Genomic DNA, 15,456 nt, shown 5'->3' with positions numbered 1-15,456 from the left:
CTCGAGCGACCCCGACCGGGCTCGAACCGGCGACCTCCGCCGTGACAGGGCGGCGCGCTAACCAACTGCGCTACGGGGCCTTGGTGGTGCTGTGGTGCGTATCCCCAACGGGATTCGAACCCGTGCTACCGCCGTGAAAGGGCGGGGTCCTGGGCCGCTAGACGATGGGGACCGAACGAACGGTCCCTCGCCGCTAGCGAGCAGCAGCTCGGATCCGTCGAGGACTCGGAAAGCATAGGGGTTGAATGCCGTGAACTCCAAAACGGGGTCAACGGCGAGCCTCCGAGAGGGCCGATCGCACGATCGCGAGCACGGCCGCGTCGTCCGCCCCGGCCTGGACGGCGCGCTCGGCGAGGGCGTCGGCGAGGTGGCGCAGCGCGACCTCGGCGGCCTGCGCGCTGGGGGCGACGACGGTGCCGGCGCGGCTGCGCGAGACCACGAGGCCCTGCGCCTCGAGCTCCTTGTAGGCGCGGGCCACCGTGCCCGGTGCCAGCTGCAGGTCCGCGGCCAGGCCGCGCACCGTCGGGAGCTTGTCGCCCTCGGCGAGGGCGCCGGAGGCGATGAGGTCGGCGAACTGCTCGCGGACCTGCTCGAACGGGGCGATGCCGGCCGCGTCGTCCACGGTGATGCGCGGGGCGCTCACGCGTCGCCCCGGGTCCAGGCCAGCAGCCGGTCCACGTCCCACGTCGTGACGATGCGGTCAGCGGGCACACCGAGCCGTTCGGCCCGCTCGCAGCCGTAGGCCTTCATCTCGAGCTGGCCTGGGGCGTGCGCGTCGGAGTCGACGGCGAACAGGCACCCGATCTCCAGGGCCATCAGGAGCAGGTCGTCAGGCGGGTCCTGGCGTTCCGGGCGGCTGTTGATCTCGACCGCGGTCCCGTGCTCGGCACAGGCCTGGAAGACGGCGCGGGCGTCGAAGTCCGACTGCGGACGAGTTCCGCGGCTGCCCTCGACCAGGCGGCCGGTGCAGTGGCCGAGGACGTTGACGCGGGGGTTGGAGACGGCGGCGACCATCCGCTTCGTCATGGGTGCGGCGTTCATCTTCAGCTTGGAGTGGACGCTCGCGGTGACGAGGTCGAGCTGCGCCAGCATGGCCTCGGTCTGGTCCAGCCCGCCGTCGTCGAGGATGTCCACCTCGATGCCCTTGAGCAGCCTGAACCCGTCGCCCAGTGAGGCGTTCACGGCGTCGACGACCTTGAGCTGCTTGGTCAGGCGCTCGACGGTGAGGCCGTTCGCGACGCGAAGCTGCGGCGAGTGGTCGGTGAGGACGAGCCACTCGTGGCCGAGCTCGACGGCCGTGAGCACCATCTCCTCGATGGGGCTGCCACCGTCGGACCAGCTGGAGTGCGAGTGGCAGTCGCCGCGCAGGGCCGCGAACAGGTCCTCGCCGCCGCTCACGAGGGGCTTCGCCTTGTCCTGCAACGTGTCCAGGTAGGCCGGCAGCTCGCCGGCGACCGCTTCGGCGATCACCCCGGCAGTGGACTTCCCGATGCCGGACAGCTCCTGCAGGGTGCCGGCCGCCGCCCGCTCGGCGAGCTCGTCCGAGGGAGTCTCACGGACCGTGACGACGGCCTTGCGGAACGCTTCGACACGGTACGACCCCGCCCGCTCCCGCTCCAGCAGGAACGCGATGCGTCGAAGCGCCTCGTCGGGCGCGACAGGGGCCGAGAGCGGGGTGACTGTGGCAACCACGGGTGGATCCCTTGCTCACCAGGACGTGTGCAGCGGTCGGCCCTCGGCGAACCCCGCCGTGCTCTGCAGCCCCACGACCGCACGCTCGGCGTACTCCTCGACGGTGCGCGCACCGGCATACGTGAAGCTCGAACGCACCCCGGCCACGATCTGGTCGATGACGTCCTCCACGCTGGGGCGGGCCGGGTCGATGAACATCCGTGCGGAGGAGATGCCCTCCTCGAAGAGGGCCTTGCGAGCCCGCTCGTATGCCGTGTCCGTCGCGGTCCGGTTGCGGACCGCGCGGCTCGAGGCCATGCCGAAGGACTCCTTGTAGCGGCGGCCGCGCTCGTCGGTGTAGAGGTCGCCGGGGCTCTCCAGCGTCCCGGCGAACCACGAGCCGATCATGACGTTGGAGGCGCCGGCAGCCAGGGCGAGGGCGACGTCGCGCGGGTGGCGCACCCCGCCGTCGGCCCAGACGTGCTTGCCGTGGTTGCGGGCCTCGGCGGCGCACTCGAGGACGGCGGAGAACTGCGGCCGGCCGACCGCGGTCATCATGCGGGTGGTGCACATGGCGCCGGGTCCGACGCCGACCTTGACGATGTCGGCACCGGCCTCGATGAGGTCGCGTGCCCCGGCCGCCGACACGACGTTGCCGGCCGCGACGGGCACCTGCGGGTCGAGCCCGCGGACGGCCTTGAGGGCGTCGAGCATCTTCTCCTGGTGGCCGTGCGCGGTGTCCATGACGAGCAGGTCGACCCCGGCGTCGAGCAGGGCGGTGGCCTTGGCTGCGACGTCACCGTTGATGCCGACCGCGGCGGCGATGCGCAGGCGGCCACGGGCGTCGGTGTTGGGGGAGTAGAGGCGGGCGCGGAGCGCGCCGGCGCGGGTGATGATGCCGACGAGGTTGCCCGCGGCGTCGACGACAGGGGCCACGTGGTGGTGCGTGGTCGCGAGGGTGTTGAACGCCTCCTCCGGGTCGGTGCCGTCGGTGACGAGGACGGGGTGGGCCGTCATGACCTCGCCCACCTGGGTGAACCGGTCGACCCCGGTGAGGTCGGCCTCGGTGACGACACCGATCGGGCGCTTGCCGGACTCGTCGACGACGACCGCGGCGCCGTGCGCCCGCTTGGGCAGGAGGCCCAAGGCCGCGCCGGCCGTCTCATGCGCGGACAGGGTGATCGGGGTGTCGTGGACGAGGTGCCGGGACTTGATCCACGAGGTCACCTCGGTCACGACGTCGACGGGGATGTCCTGCGGGATGACCGTGATCCCGCCACGGCGCGCGACGGTCTCGGCCATGCGGCGACCGGCGATCGCGGTCATGTTGGCGACGACGAGAGGGATCGTCGTGCCACTGCCGTCGGCGGTCGACAGGTCCACGTCGAGCCGGCTCGTGACGTCCGAGCGGCTCGGGACCATGAAGACGTCGTCGTACGTCAGGTCGAACTGGGGCTGGAGACCGTTGAGGAACTGCACGCCGGAAGTCTAGGCGTGAAGGCCGTCCGGCCCCGGTTCGTGCTCGCTATCCCTTGAACTGCTGCCGGACGATGCCGTCCCAGACGCGGTCCCCACCGAGCGTGCGGGCGGCGATCATGGCGCGTGCGGCGGGCGTGATGACGTACCGCGACCGGGGGCTGCTCGACTCGACCGCCTTGAGCACGGCCCGGGCCACCGACTCAGGCCCCGTGGCCAGCCTCGGGTTGGCGTACCCGCTCGCGGTGGCCCTCGCGCTCGCGGTGAGCAGCGCGGCATACGGGGAGTCGTCGTCCACCGTGGCGGCGTCGGAGGTGAGGGCCGTCTCCTCGAACCTGGTCCGGATCAGGCCCGGTTCGACGAGGCTGACGTGGATGCCGAAGGGGCGGACCTCGTTGCGCAGGGCGTCGGTGATGGCCTCCACCGCGTACTTGGTCGCGTGGTAGTAGCCGCCCACCGGCCAGGTGAACCTGCCACCCATCGAGCCGATGTTGACGATGCGTCCGGCGCGCGCCTCGCGCATCGCCGGGAGGACCAGCTGGGTCAGGCGGGAGAGGCCGAAGACGTTGGTCTCGAACATCATCCGCACCCGGTCGAGGTCGGTCTCCTCGATGGTGCCGTACTCGCCGTAACCCGCGTTGTTGACGAGCACGCCGACCCGGCCGTGCTCAGCCTCGACGGTGCGGACGGCCTCCGACATGGAGTCCTCGGACGTGACGTCGAGGGGCAGGACGCGCGCGCCCGCGGCCTCGAGCCCGGCGAGGGTGTCGGTGCGGCGGGCCGTCGCGTAGACGGTGTGCCCGGCCTTGACGAGGAGGTCCGCCGTTGCCGCGCCGATCCCCGACGAGCAGCCGGTGACGAGGACCGCGCCGGTGGGGGAGGCCGTCACTTGAGACCCTCCTGCTTCGCTGCGGCGCGCCGGACGATGACGCGTTCGGCCAGGGTGAAGACGCCCCACCCGACGGCGAGGCCCGCGACGAAGACGACCCACTCGTTCACGCCGGGGACGAACTTCTCCAGCCCGCCGCGGACCAGCAGCAGGCTGCACAGGCCGAGCAGGAACGGGACGACGAACGGTCGACGGGTGGCGGTGCGGTCGCCGGGTGCGGTGTTCATGGCACCAGTGTGACCGATGCGTGGCTCCGGACCGGTCAGTCGTCGACGTCGTAGCGGACGATGCGGTCGCCCTCGCGGACGACGACAGCCCGGGGTTCGAGCAGCAGGAGGGCGACCGGTTCGTCGGTCACCAGCCGGGCCCGCACGTCCCCCGAGGCCGCATCGCGCAGCTCGAGCCCGTTGCGATCCTGCCAGGGCAGGATGACCCGGTCGCGGGGGGAGTAGACCCGGCGGGTCGCCACCACCGTCCCCGCGGCGGCGAGCGCTCCGGGGACGGTGGACGGGGCCCGCGGCGGCAGGCTCGAACCGGTGGCCGTCGAGAGGCGTTCGGTCCGTCCGGGCCACGTGAGGACGACGCCCTCGCCACGCACGGCGACCTCGGGGAGCCGTCCTCCGGGACAGGGTCCGAGGACACGGGTCCACAGGGGGTCGAGCTCGGCATACAGGGAGACGACGCACTGCGCGTCCTGCACCACGGGGACGACGACGGGCCCGTCGGGGACCGCCACGAAGGAGGAGCCCGGCTGCAACGAGGTCCGTCCGCTTGTCGGGTCGGTCAGCAGCACCCCGCCCCCCTCGACCCGCTGCGCGTGCACCCGTGGTAGGGATCCCCCGGCCGGGGCGGGGGGGGGCGCTCGGCGCCGGTCTGCTCCCAGTCCTGCTTCCCCGCACCGTCGATCCCGACGAGGCGGCAGGTCCGGCGCTGCGCGTCCGGGCAGTCGGCGACCAAGGTGCTGCCCCCGGAGGCGGCGAGGGGGGTGACGACGTGGCCGGTCGTGGCCCGCCAGGTCCAGCGGGCCGAGCCGTCCAGCCGCACCGAGTCCACGCGCTCACCCTTGACCACGACGAGGCGACCGTCGGCGTAGGCGGCGTCGCCGCCCACCACCGAGCCCAGCCGGACCGACTTCCCGGTGCGCAGGTCGAGGGCCGCGTTGCCGCCACTGACGAGGGTCCGCCCTGCCACGACGTCGCCGTCCGTGGCCGGTGCGGACCAGTCGGCCGACAGGGCTTTGGTGCGGGGGACGAACGCATAGCCCGCGAAGACGAGCAGGGCCAACAGGCCGACCGTCAGCAGGATCGCGGCGGTCTCGTCGAGCCGGATCGCCGTCGTTCGCTTCACGAGTCCCGGTGGGCGCGGGAAGCGTTGTGGCGCGGGCGGATCCGCACCGCGGGCAATGCGGGGGCGGGCAGGTGCTGGACATCGCCGGCATACCCCTCCACCTCACCGAACCGATCGGAGTGCGCCATCCACTCCTCCCTCGCCTCGACGATCTCCTCGTGGGTGCGCCCCACGAAGTTCCACCACATGAGGATGTCCTCGTCGAACGGTGCGCCGCCGAGCAGCAGGGCCCGGGCCGGTTCGTCACTGCGGTTGGTGAGGGTCAGGCGGGCGCCTCCCGTGGGCAGGTAGGCCAGGGCGCTGCGAGCCAGGTCCGTGCCGTCGACGGTGAGCCCGTCCGTGTCGGCCAGCACCCCGTGCTCGTATGCAGCGTCGAGACCGAGCTCGACCGTCGCCCCCGCGTCAAGCACCACCTCGGCGCCGAGCAGCGGCGTGAAGGTCACGACCGGTGACGTCTGGCCGGCGAGGCTGCCGAGGAAGACCGAGATCGTCGCGCCGTCGAGCCGGACGGGCGTCGGGGCGAAGTGCTGGAAGTCCTTGGGGGCGTGGCGATCTGCGTCCGGCAACGCCACCCACAGCTGGGCCCCGTGCAGCACGCTCGTACCGGGCGTGGAGACCTCGGAGTGGGCGATGCCGTGCCCACCGGTCATGAGGTTGAGCTCACCCGGGCGGATCACCGCGTGGGTGCCGAGGCTGTCGCGGTGCTCGACCTCCCCGGCGAAGAGCCAGCTGACCGTCTGCAGCCCGGTGTGCGGGTGCGGGGGCACGTCCATGCCGCCGGACGACGCGACGTCGTCGGGCCCGTAGTGGTCGGCGAAGCACCACGCGCCGATGAGCGACCGCTGCCGCTGGGGCAGGGTGCGCCTCACCGTCATCGCCCGGGGGCCGCCGAGGGGGACGTCGCGAGGCTCGAGGACCTCGACCTCGCCGACCGGTGGGCCGTCCGTGCACGCGGTTTCCTCGGGGGCGGTCTCGAGATTGCTCACCCGCACAGTCTGCACCGCCGACCCTGTGCGAGGGTGAGGCGAGAGGGGGTGGGCAGGTGGCTGCAGCTGGGACGGTGCCCGGTGTCGTCGAGGGCGTGCGCTGGCACGAGCTCGAGGCAGGTCCGGTGCGTTCGTTGTGGTTCTCCCCGGCGGAGCGGGCGGCGACGGCGACCGTCGTCGTCTTCCCGGGTCTGGGCCTGCCGCGCTACCTCACGCCCCTGGCCCGCACCCTGGCGGGAGGTGGCGTGCAGGTCGTGGTGTTCGACGCGCTGGCGTTCCGCGGACGCCGCCGACGCGTGCGCCCGACCATCCCGGGTCTGTCGACCGCCGGGCAGCAGTGGCTCATCGAGCTCGTCGCTGTCTCAGCCGCCAGCGGCTCCCTCGTCGGCACCCCCCTCACCGCCGGTGGGCCGGTGGTGGTGCTCGGCCACTCGACCGGCGCCCAGGTCGCGCTCGAGGTCGTGCTGGGCGTCCAGCACACCGGTCGGGTGGGCGCCCTGGTCATGGCCGGGCCGACGTTCACCCCTGCCCAGCGGCACCTGCGCCACCTCGTCCCGGCGGGGCTGACCGCCTGGCGCAAGGACCCGCCGACCGAGCTGGTCGTCCTGAAGAACCTCGCCCGGGTCCGCACCGATGTGGTCCGCCTCGTCGTCTCCGGCCTCCGGCACCGACCGGAGCAACGGGTGGAGCACCTCCGCGTCCCGCTGACGACGACGGCGGGCGAGGCGGACTCGTTCGCTCCTCCCGAATGGCTCGGCGAGCTGGCGGCGAGGGCCGGTGCCGGCGGCCGGGCGCACGTCCTCGTGGGCTCGCACAACAACGTCTTCCCCCATCCCGACGAGGTCGCGGCACTCGTGCGTTCAGCCGCCGTCTGACGAGGTCGGTCGGGCCCTCCGCAGGTCCGCCGTTCAGTCGGTGCGGTGCGCCACGCGGTCGAGCCGCGGTGCCGGCGCTCGGTGCGCGGCGAGCGCCGCCCGGGCCGAGAGGTGGCGCTGCTCCTGGAGGTTCGTGGCGCGCGCGGCCGCCTTTCGGTATGCCGCGGCCGCCTCTTCGTCGCATCCGGCCAGCTCCAGCAGGTGGGCCCGCACGGCGTCGAACCGGTGGGACCCGTCGAGCCGTTCCCCGAGGCCGTCGAGAACAGCGAGACCTGCCTCGGGTCCGTGGACGTTCGCGGTCGCCACGGCCCGGCTCAGCGTCACCAGCGGGTTGGCCGTGAGGTCCTCGAGCATCCCTTGGAGGGCGAGGACCTGCGGCCAGTCGGTGGCGGCTGCTTTCTCCGCGCGGTCGTGGACGGCCGCGATGGCGGCCTGCACCTGGTACTCGCCGATGAACCCCCTTCCCGCACCCAGGGTCCCGTCGAGGAGTGCCGTCCCCTCGCGGATCTTGTCCCGGTCCCACAGTCGGCGGTCCTGCTCTGCGAGGGGCACCAGGTCGCCCGCCGGGGTGGTGCGCGCCGACCTGCGCGCGTCGGTGAGCAGCATGAGCGCCAGCAGGCTCGTCACCTCGGGCTCGGCGGGCAGCAGACGGTGGGCGGCGCGGGTGAGGCGGATCGCCTCGTCCGTGAGGTCGGTGCGGTGCACGCCCTCCCCGCTGCTCGCGGCATACCCCTCGTTGAACACCAGGTAGAGGACGCGCAGCACCGAACGCACCCGCTGCGGCAGCTCCTCCGCGCCGGGTTCCTCGAAGGTGGCACCGGCCGCGCGGATGGTTGCCTTCGCCCGGCTGATCCGTTGCGCCATCGTGGCCTCGGGCACCAGGAAGGCGCTCGCGACCTGCGCCGTGGTCAGGCCACCGACGGCACGCAACGTGAGCGCGATGGCGGACGCGGGGGTGAGGGCGGGGTGGCAGCACAGGAGGAGCACGGTCAGGGTGTCGTCGTGGTTGACGACCTCGGGGCCACCGACCACCTCGCGGGCGGTGGTGAGGCGCTCGCGCCGCCGCCGCGCGTCGTCGCTGCGCCAGTGGTCCACGAGCTTTCGTTGCGCGGTCTGCAGGAGCCACCCGCGCGGACGTTCGGGTATGCCGTCGCGTGGCCACCGGTCCGCCGCGACGATCAACGCCTCCTGGACGGCGTCCTCGGACGCGTCGAAGTCACCCGTGCGACGCGCGAGGGCACCAAGGACCTGCGGCGCCAGGGTGCGCAGCAGGTCCTCGACCTCGTGATCGGCGTCGGTCACGCCGGCTCAGTGGTGGTCGTGGGTCACGGTCGCGAGGAAGTCGTCCATCGCCGCGGCATCGGCCGGGCCCTCGTCCATGACGCGGCGCACCTGGATGGGCTGCTGGGTGGGGACCCCGCCGCGACCGGGCACCGCGGACACGCGGGCGGCGATCTCGAGGGCGCGCTCCTCGGTCTCCACGTCGACGATCTGGAAGCCGGCGACCCACTCCTTGATCTCCTGGAACGGGCCGTCCGTGACCACCGACCGGGTGCCGTCGGACGTGACGACCTTGGCGAGGTCGGGTCCGGTGAGGATCGTGTGGTCGACCAGCTCACCGGAGGCCTCGAGCTCGGCGTACAGGGCGCGGTAGTAGTCGAGGTGGGCGGTGACCTCCTCGGGCTGCCACTGCTCCATCGGGGTGTCGTCGGGGCCGGACTGGAAGTCGACCGCGAGCAGGTAGCGGGTCATGGGCGTTTCTCCGTTCTCGTGTGCGGTGCGCGGTCGCGCGGTGCACGGACACCCCGAGGACGAGGCTGCGGCGGCGTCCTCGACATCCTCTGACGGTTGGGCCGAGATTTCTCGTCCGGTCCGGTTCCTTCCGGGATCACTGTTCGAGTCCTGTCCGCGACGAACTCTCGCGCATTCCGTGGGTGCGCCCCGATACTGACGGACGGGGTGAGGCGAGTGGCCGTGTCGAGGATGTCGAACGTGGTGCTGGCAGGCGTGCTCGTGGCGCTGGTGTCCGCGTGCAGTGGTTCCGGTGGGCTTCCCGACCGGGAGGTGCTGGCGGCCTACTCGGAGACCGTGCCTCCCGCCGGCGAGACGGTGACCTTCTACGCGCTCACCCACTGCGGGGTCGAGCACGCGCGCATCGGCGGCCACTGGTGGACGGCCCAGGAACCCCTTTCCACCGGGGAAGGTGGGTCAGCGCCACCCGGCTGGGACGACCCGTACCAGCAAGGACGCCTGACCCTCGAGTCCGCAAGCCGGGCGGTCTTCCGCGCCCACGGGGAGGAGGTCGTGTTCCAGCGGAACGCTGACGACCGGGAGCCTCCCGGCTGCCGGTAGCGGGATGGTGGTGTCAGGGACCAACCGAAAACACCGTCGAGCGGCAGGTGAAGCCGAAGAGCACGTCAGGTGGGCCCCGTGAGGCTCGAACCCACAACCTACGGAGTGCCCGTCAGGTGTGCGTTCGTGAGGATTTTGGCCGCTTTTCCGTGCTTGGTGGCTGGTGCGTGGTCGTGGTTGTTCGGGTCGCGAATCGGCCCTCGTGTCCTGCTCGGTGTCCTTCCGCATCGGCGCTTGCCACGTCGGCTCTTGGTGGCCGATGGAGCCCATGGGGTGCGCCCGGCCAACGAAGGCCGAGATGGCAGTTGCCCACAGCGAGGAGGTTCAACGGCTTTCTGCCATCTTTGCTTGGAAGAGGCGAGCGTCAAGCTCCCGTTGCAGGAGTTCCTTGGAAGCGCTGCCCCAGAGCCACAGCAGGAGCCACAGGGCGAGCCCACCGATTCCAGCGGTGTACGACAAGGCAGAGTGACCGCTGCCATTCAGGTAGCCCGACAGGACAAGAAGGGGAACGACCACGATTGCCCCCGGGAGCATGGAAACGCGCTCCAGGCCTACCGCCCTTGTCACCGCTCTACGCTGCAGCGAGCCCGTCAGCACCGCATCACCGATGGAAATGGCGGCGGCCATGCCAGGTGTGGTGAAGAGGACGACAGAGCTGTTTCGCGACGGGATGCGGATGTCCACAGGGGTGAAGCTAAAACAGTGCACGCAGTAGGCGCACCGTTGGGGCAACTGCTTGCCACACATCCGACACGGTGGCCATCCCGCCCACTTGTCCAAACGCCCGCCGCTCAAGTCACGGTAGCCACGGACGAAGTTGCCTCCGATCATGGCGATGACCGTGCCGAAGTAGGCCATAAGCCGAGAAGCCCAGCGAAGAAGTTTGAGCCGCTTCCATTTCGACAGCCGCGCATCAGCGGTGTGGCGCAGCTGCTGGTACATCAGCTCAGGATTCGGATCGGACATTTCGTCATGTATAGGCAATGGACGACCCTGCTTCCCATCGATCGGCTGCACTCCAACCAAACGGGTGAGGCCGCGGGTCTGCGCAGTGACCGAACGGATGAGGAAGCGACGGCGACCGGCTGCGATGCCGGTGCGGGAGCCAACCACACGGGTCTGACGACTGCTGTGGCGCTGATCGTGAGGGCTGGGTCATCCGGGTTAAGGGCAAAGGGCTGCGCGCGTCGCGACTCAAGTCCAAGACGTCGTACCGCGTGCTGCTCCTGCCCGGGTGGGGCCTAGCGATGTTGAAGGCTCGGCGCGTGCGACTGGGGGCCTTCGACGGCCCGGTCTTCGCCGGCAGCAAGGGTGGCTACCGGGATCGGAACAAAGCCGGCAGGGCCTTCCGGGAGGTGCGGGCCGGCACCGAGTTCGACTGGGTGAAGCCGCACACCTACCGCAAGACGGTCGCGACCCTGCTGGACGGCAGTGGCGCGACGGCACGGCTGATCGCTGACCAGCTGGGGCACTCCCGCGTGTCCATGACCCAGGACGTCTACCTGGGCCGGCGAGCCGTCGACCCGAGCGTGGCACTGGCGCTGGAGGGCTTCGACCCGGACGCCGGCCGCGGTCCTGAGCTGGGCGAGGCGCCGTGAGCGTGTCCTGCTTCGTGTCCTGCTGGGCGCCCATCGAGCGGCTGACTGCACTAGTCAGGGCGCTGACCTGCGTGTTTGTGGGCCCCGTGGGGCTCGAACCCACAACCTACGGATTAAAAGTTCTCAGGACCCAGTCTCAGACGGACTCGTACGGTCGCTAGTCGTGCTCAAGCACGCTCAGCATACGTAGATGAGCCTTCGGGCGGAAGCCGGCAACTGCACCACTATTGCACCGCGGCCTCCGGCCCCGAGGCCGACGTGAGTAACCGGGCACGCCCATGCACTCCGTGGTGGCGGTTTGCTGGCCGGCGCGGGCATCTCAAGACACGTTGTGCAGAGTGCCGCCGGGTCAGCGTTGTCCGATCGCGCCGAGCGTGACGCGGCGCGGACCGGCTGTGGGGCCTGCCGATGAATCTGACCGGGTCGATGCGTCACCGGCTGCGAAGAATCGTGGGGTCCCGGCGGCGAAGGAAGTCGGTCATGCCTGGGACGGTGAGGGCGACGCGTCCGTGTTCGGGCGAGTAGTGCAAGCCGCCAAGCATGGTGGAGCGTGAGCCGAAGTCCGTTTTGAGGCAGACATGGTTACGGCGTCACCGGAGGAAGCCGTACACGACGCCGGCGACGGCGGCGCCAATGACGGCTCCACCTGCCAGCTGCATGACGCTGTGCCGTCCGTCGCGCCACCTTGCCCATCCGAGCACCGGCAAGAGCGAGGCTGCGGCGATGCCGGCGCTGGGAAGTTCGATGGCGAGAACGGCGATTGCCCCAGCGGCGACGGCCATGTGCATCGAGGCCTTCCACACCATGGTGGTGAGCCCCATGGCGACGAGACCGCAGATCATCGCAAGGATGAGCCAGACCAGTGGCCGGGGAGCACCGGCCAGGTACAGCACGACCAGCGCGAAGGTGACCGCGCCGGCGGCGGATGCCATAAGGGCGGGTCGCTGAGAGCGGCGGACGACCTGTCGATCGTCGGCCGATCCGTTACGAAGGGCGCGGAAGAGGATGAGGTAGGGAACGCCAACCACGAGAACGAGAGCGGCTAGCCACCACGCGGCAGCGGCCAACAGGCTGGCGGTGTACTTGACGGCGAGGTAGGCCATGAGCGCAAGGACTACGTTCGCGGGTGTCAGGGCACCTGCGATCAGCCGGGCCGCAGGGGTGCTTCGGGCGTTGTTCAACCGCGAATGGTCGTCCACATCGGTCCGCATTCAGTCTCTCCTTGGCGAGCGTTCGGCGCTTCTGAGGGCGTCGCTCAGGCTGAGTAGTGGGCGGGGCCACGGTGCCCGGTCCAACTGGGTCAGGGCGTCCTTCGCGGAGACGGCACCTGGCATCCTGGCCAGAGGTTTACCCATGGCCCGAGCGAGTTCCATGAGGGTGCTCGGCATTGCGACTTGGTGTTCCTCGAGTCCATCGGAGATCTCGATGAGGCGTCGCTGAGCTTTGAGCCGCGGATCGAGAACTTGCGTGATCCGGTCCTGCCGTAGCGGGAGCTGCACATGGGGATGTTGGTTCACGATCAGCCGCCACAGAGGATCCAGCCTGATGGTCAGCCGTCGTGCTGCCAGACGGTGCGCGAGTGCCGGCAGTACCGGGAGCGCGAGCAGGCCGGACGCCAACAAGATGAGAGGAACTGGGAAGAGCAGGGTCGCTGTGCGGTCGAGGTAGGGCGTCGACCGCCCTACGATCTGGGCGACGGAACTGTGCGTCGTCCACATCAAGAGGACCGCGATCCCGGACCAGGCCGAGGCCCCGATGAGGGCTATGGCCACGGCTGCCGGAGGGTCTGTGCCCCGAGCCGAACGAAAGCTCTGGTGGGCGTAGCGGGCCACGCCAACCTCGAACCATGCTAGGTAGAGGTAGATCGTCACGATGTAGACGAGGCTTGCCAAGTGGCGGGGGGCCTCGCCCAGGTCTGCTAGCTCGACGGTGTGGATCGGGGCTGCGAGCCACGCCGCGGAGGATGTTGCCGCCGTGGCCGCGCTGACGGCGTAGACGGTGCGGCGTTGGCCGTCAGGTATGTCCGAGTGACGAGTGCCCAAGAGGTAGATCTGCGCGCTGGCCACGGCAACGCATAGCGCTAAGCGGCTGCCAAGGTTTGTGACGTTGGAGATGTTCACCCACTCGTCCAGCCGGATGCGGTTGAAGTGAGCGGTGGCGGCCATGGCGAGCGCCATCACGGAGACTGCCAAAGCGGTGCGCCAGGTGGCGGGTCTGCGGAGTGCCCGGACGCCTCTGTAAGCCCCAGCGCCCCAGAGCGCCGCGACCGTGAGCACTTCGAGAGCGGTCATCTCAGTCGCGTGGATAACCTTGAAGAGGCTTGCCACTCTGCCGCGCGGGCACAGTCATCGAGTGCGACCGCGAGTGATGTTCCGACGTACTCAGCTGCAGCTTCCTCGTGGTTGCTGTACCCGGTGCGTTGCAGCATCTTCCGCGTCGTGTCTATTGGGAGAGAGGGTGCTAGGGCGGCAAGAAGTTTCGGGTTCAGGCTGCTGTGGAACGCCGGGTCGTGGTGCAGCAGTAGGTGACCAACTTCGTGGCAGAGGACGGCACAGCGCCTGGTCGGTGACGCACCCAATGGGACGAGCAAGTAGTCGTACTGGAGGGTGGGGATCCAGGCGCCCGAGGGCGCGTTACCCGTTAGAGGGACCTCAATGACTCGCACGTCCCTCTCGCGGGAACGAGCCAAGCTGTCAACCAGGCCGTCGATCGTGCCGCTCTCGCGGATCAAAGCCCGCCCCGTGCGCACCGCCTGGCGCAGCCGAACGCTCGCGCGATGACGTTCACTCCTCGCCATTGCCTTTGCCTTCCATGCGCTGAATCTCCTTGAGCGCGCCGAGCAGTTGCACCAGACCTTCCGCATCTAGGTCTCCGCGGAGGCGCAGGCCGCCCATACGACGAAGCTGAGAGAGGGTTTCAAGGTCCTCATTCACGCGCTTCTCCTCGGCGCTGTCGAAGAAGTAGCCCACGGGGACGCCGAAGACCTTCGCGATGCCCGCGAGGAGGCGCGCTGACGGGTTGTCGCGACGACCGTTACGCAGGTTGCTGAGGTGCTGAACTGTTACGGGCACGCCGTCGGCAGCCAGTTCACGTACCACGACCTCATTCGTGTACCAGCCCCGTCCGTCGGGCTGAGGGATGGTCCGGAAGAGGCGCTGGAGTTTGTTCGCGAGATTTGGGATGCCCGCACTGTCCATAGTCCGATAGTACTCACGCCCCACGAAATGCATCTCCAGATATATTAAGTTAAGCCAAAAAAGCATCAAACGCGCCGATGGTCTATCATGTTTGGGGTGGTGCTTTCACCGGACTCCCCAAACGCAGGCCAACCCCGAGGGGTGGACGCCGACCACTACCTCCTGTCGAGGCCCTTGGCGACCAGCCGCGACCTCGATGAAAGCCAAATCCCCGCTGCCTCCGGCTGGTCGCGGCAGCAGCCTCGCGAGGTACACGCTGTGAGATCACGCCTAGAGGGTGCGTTCTGTGGCGCCGGTAGAGCACTGGTTGCTCGCGATCGACTCAGCCGTAGGTGTCCCCTCAGGGGCCATTCGGAGCCTTAGAGCAAGGAAGTCGAGGAGGAACAGATGGCGACCCGAAGCCGAAGCTGCGCCGTCGGTCTCACCGTGACCCTGTCCGCAGTGGTGCTGACCTCGGCCTGCAACGACCCCGCGCCACCTTCAGCGACCTCGACAACCAGCACCACCGTGGCGCCCACCTCGACGACTGGCACCACGTCGTCCCCAACGTCGCTCACTCCGGCCGAGAAGGATCTCACGTCGGCGGAGGAGACGATTGGGCGCTACTGGGGTGTCCTCGACGAGCTAGCCGCCGATCCGACGAAGAGTCTGAACCAAGTCGCCAACGTGGCACGCGACCAAGCGGCGATTCAGGCCCGCAACACCCTTGGAACCTATCAAGCCAAAGGCTGGACCCTGGTGGGTCGAACGATTGTTGACTCTCCGACCGCGACCACGAAGAACGGTAAGGCCTTCTCGGTTTCCGCGTGCATCGACGTCAGCAAGGTCAACATCGTGGACAAGGCGGGCAAGTCCGTCGTGCGGCCGGAGCGCCCAGATCGTCAGCGGTATCCCTACACCGTTGTGAAGGCGCCGCAGGGGTTCTTCGTCACCGTCGACAAGCTCAAGGGGAAGCCATGCTGAGGCCCGCCCCGTCCGCCCTAGCGATTGCTGTTGCACTGCTTGGTTGGGCAGCGCCAGAGTACGCAGCGGCCCTGCCGGTCACATGCCTTCCCGGCACGAGTC

19 protein-coding genes and 2 tRNA genes are annotated in these 15,456 nt (G+C 69.8%); 4 read left to right on the top strand and 17 right to left on the bottom strand.

Going from position 1 to position 15,456, the window contains the following annotated elements; all coding sequences use genetic code 11:
• Positions 1–6 precede the first annotated feature (6 nt).
• From ASC58_RS10815 to ASC58_RS10770, 10 genes are all read right to left on the bottom strand, one after another.
• Positions 7–80: transfer RNA gene (locus ASC58_RS10815), tRNA-Asp, on the bottom strand.
• A gap of 19 nt (positions 81–99) precedes the next feature.
• Positions 100–172, bottom strand: a tRNA-Glu gene (locus ASC58_RS10810).
• Between the two features lie 96 nt (positions 173–268).
• Positions 269–643: a GntR family transcriptional regulator gene (locus ASC58_RS10805; protein WP_056916321.1), complete on the bottom strand. Its 375-nt coding sequence runs from the start codon at positions 641–643 to the stop codon at positions 269–271.
• Entirely contained in the window at positions 640–1,692 is a 1,053-nt protein-coding gene (locus ASC58_RS10800) for a PHP domain-containing protein (protein WP_056919325.1), read from the bottom strand. Before ASC58_RS10800 ends, ASC58_RS10805 begins: the two co-directional genes overlap by 4 nt.
• Positions 1,693–1,707: 15 nt before the next feature.
• Positions 1,708–3,150: a GuaB1 family IMP dehydrogenase-related protein gene (locus ASC58_RS10795; RefSeq protein ID WP_056919324.1), complete on the bottom strand. Its 1,443-nt coding sequence runs from the start codon at positions 3,148–3,150 to the stop codon at positions 1,708–1,710.
• A gap of 46 nt (positions 3,151–3,196) precedes the next feature.
• Complete coding sequence (locus tag ASC58_RS10790; protein ID WP_056919323.1) at positions 3,197–4,036, bottom strand: oxidoreductase; 840 nt, start codon at positions 4,034–4,036, stop codon at positions 3,197–3,199.
• Complete coding sequence (locus ASC58_RS10785) at positions 4,033–4,263, bottom strand: hypothetical protein (protein WP_056916325.1); 231 nt, start codon at positions 4,261–4,263, stop codon at positions 4,033–4,035. The genes ASC58_RS10790 and ASC58_RS10785 overlap by 4 nt, the downstream gene beginning before the upstream one ends.
• Before the next feature lie 35 nt (positions 4,264–4,298).
• Complete coding sequence (locus tag ASC58_RS10780; RefSeq protein ID WP_157598460.1) at positions 4,299–4,829, bottom strand: hypothetical protein; 531 nt, start codon at positions 4,827–4,829, stop codon at positions 4,299–4,301.
• A complete protein-coding gene (locus tag ASC58_RS10775) occupies positions 4,820–5,383 on the bottom strand; it encodes a hypothetical protein (protein ID WP_056919321.1) in 564 nt (187 codons plus the stop codon). The genes ASC58_RS10780 and ASC58_RS10775 overlap by 10 nt, the downstream gene beginning before the upstream one ends.
• Positions 5,380–6,369: a pirin family protein gene (locus tag ASC58_RS10770; RefSeq protein ID WP_056919320.1), complete on the bottom strand. Its 990-nt coding sequence runs from the start codon at positions 6,367–6,369 to the stop codon at positions 5,380–5,382. The genes ASC58_RS10775 and ASC58_RS10770 overlap by 4 nt, the downstream gene beginning before the upstream one ends.
• A 56-nt stretch (positions 6,370–6,425) precedes the next feature.
• Between ASC58_RS10770 and ASC58_RS10765 the strand changes: the two genes are divergently transcribed.
• Positions 6,426–7,244: an alpha/beta fold hydrolase gene (locus ASC58_RS10765; RefSeq protein ID WP_162246845.1), complete on the top strand. Its 819-nt coding sequence runs from the start codon at positions 6,426–6,428 to the stop codon at positions 7,242–7,244.
• 33 nt (positions 7,245–7,277) lie between these two features.
• Here ASC58_RS10765 and ASC58_RS10760 read toward each other — a convergent pair whose 3' ends face one another.
• Positions 7,278–8,546: an RNA polymerase sigma factor gene (locus tag ASC58_RS10760; protein ID WP_056919318.1), complete on the bottom strand. Its 1,269-nt coding sequence runs from the start codon at positions 8,544–8,546 to the stop codon at positions 7,278–7,280.
• A gap of 6 nt (positions 8,547–8,552) precedes the next feature.
• Positions 8,553–8,996: a YciI family protein gene (locus ASC58_RS10755; protein ID WP_056919317.1), complete on the bottom strand. Its 444-nt coding sequence runs from the start codon at positions 8,994–8,996 to the stop codon at positions 8,553–8,555.
• A 240-nt stretch (positions 8,997–9,236) separates the two neighbouring features.
• On the opposite strand from ASC58_RS10755, the gene ASC58_RS10750 reads away from it, so the two are divergent.
• Complete coding sequence (locus ASC58_RS10750; protein ID WP_157598459.1) at positions 9,237–9,596, top strand: hypothetical protein; 360 nt, start codon at positions 9,237–9,239, stop codon at positions 9,594–9,596.
• A gap of 324 nt (positions 9,597–9,920) precedes the next feature.
• On the opposite strand, the gene ASC58_RS10745 is transcribed toward ASC58_RS10750, so the two are convergent.
• Entirely contained in the window at positions 9,921–10,562 is a 642-nt protein-coding gene (locus ASC58_RS10745; RefSeq protein WP_157598458.1) for a hypothetical protein, read from the bottom strand.
• A 299-nt stretch (positions 10,563–10,861) separates the two neighbouring features.
• Here ASC58_RS10745 and ASC58_RS21625 point away from each other — a divergent pair, with 299 nt between their 5' ends.
• The gene (locus ASC58_RS21625) at positions 10,862–11,194 is read left to right on the top strand and encodes a tyrosine-type recombinase/integrase (protein WP_056919314.1); all 333 of its coding nucleotides are present in this window, start codon (positions 10,862–10,864) and stop codon (positions 11,192–11,194) included.
• A 590-nt stretch (positions 11,195–11,784) separates the two neighbouring features.
• On the opposite strand, the gene ASC58_RS10735 is transcribed toward ASC58_RS21625, so the two are convergent.
• From ASC58_RS10735 to ASC58_RS10725, 4 genes are read right to left on the bottom strand one after another with little or no spacing between them, the layout of a single operon-like run.
• Entirely contained in the window at positions 11,785–12,405 is a 621-nt protein-coding gene (locus ASC58_RS10735) for a hypothetical protein (RefSeq protein ID WP_056919313.1), read from the bottom strand.
• Positions 12,406–13,521, bottom strand: a complete 1,116-nt coding sequence (locus tag ASC58_RS10730; protein ID WP_056919312.1) for a DUF6545 domain-containing protein — start codon at positions 13,519–13,521, stop codon at positions 12,406–12,408.
• Positions 13,482–13,991 (bottom strand): ImmA/IrrE family metallo-endopeptidase, encoded by a 510-nt coding sequence (locus ASC58_RS21965; protein WP_369796221.1) that lies wholly within the window; start codon positions 13,989–13,991, stop codon positions 13,482–13,484. The genes ASC58_RS10730 and ASC58_RS21965 overlap by 40 nt, the downstream gene beginning before the upstream one ends.
• Positions 13,978–14,391 (bottom strand): helix-turn-helix domain-containing protein, encoded by a 414-nt coding sequence (locus ASC58_RS10725; protein ID WP_157598454.1) that lies wholly within the window; start codon positions 14,389–14,391, stop codon positions 13,978–13,980. The genes ASC58_RS21965 and ASC58_RS10725 overlap by 14 nt, the downstream gene beginning before the upstream one ends.
• A gap of 387 nt (positions 14,392–14,778) precedes the next feature.
• Here ASC58_RS10725 and ASC58_RS21010 point away from each other — a divergent pair, with 387 nt between their 5' ends.
• A complete protein-coding gene (locus ASC58_RS21010; protein ID WP_157598453.1) occupies positions 14,779–15,354 on the top strand; it encodes a hypothetical protein in 576 nt (191 codons plus the stop codon).
• Positions 15,355–15,456 lie beyond the last annotated feature (102 nt).

It is taken from the genome of Phycicoccus sp. Root101 (assembly GCF_001426245.1).
In the GTDB taxonomy this organism is placed as follows: domain Bacteria; phylum Actinomycetota; class Actinomycetes; order Actinomycetales; family Dermatophilaceae; genus Pedococcus.
The sequence above is the reverse complement of the archived record's forward strand: the minus strand, read 5'-3'. Positions and strand labels throughout refer to the sequence as shown.

What these genes read in the sequence shown, in the direction of transcription:
- ASC58_RS10785 (WP_056916325.1), bottom strand. Translation starts at nt 4,263, where the DNA reads ATGAACACCGCACCCGGCGACCGCACCGCCACCCGTCGACCGTTCGTC.
- ASC58_RS10755 (WP_056919317.1), bottom strand. Translation starts at nt 8,996, where the DNA reads ATGACCCGCTACCTGCTCGCGGTCGACTTCCAGTCCGGCCCCGACGAC.
- ASC58_RS10745 (WP_157598458.1), bottom strand. Translation starts at nt 10,562, where the DNA reads ATGTCCGATCCGAATCCTGAGCTGATGTACCAGCAGCTGCGCCACACC.
- ASC58_RS10735 (WP_056919313.1), bottom strand. Translation starts at nt 12,405, where the DNA reads ATGCGGACCGATGTGGACGACCATTCGCGGTTGAACAACGCCCGAAGC.
- ASC58_RS21965 (WP_369796221.1), bottom strand. Translation starts at nt 13,991, where the DNA reads ATGGCGAGGAGTGAACGTCATCGCGCGAGCGTTCGGCTGCGCCAGGCG.
- ASC58_RS10725 (WP_157598454.1), bottom strand. Translation starts at nt 14,391, where the DNA reads ATGGACAGTGCGGGCATCCCAAATCTCGCGAACAAACTCCAGCGCCTC.
- ASC58_RS21010 (WP_157598453.1), top strand. Translation starts at nt 14,779, where the DNA reads ATGGCGACCCGAAGCCGAAGCTGCGCCGTCGGTCTCACCGTGACCCTG.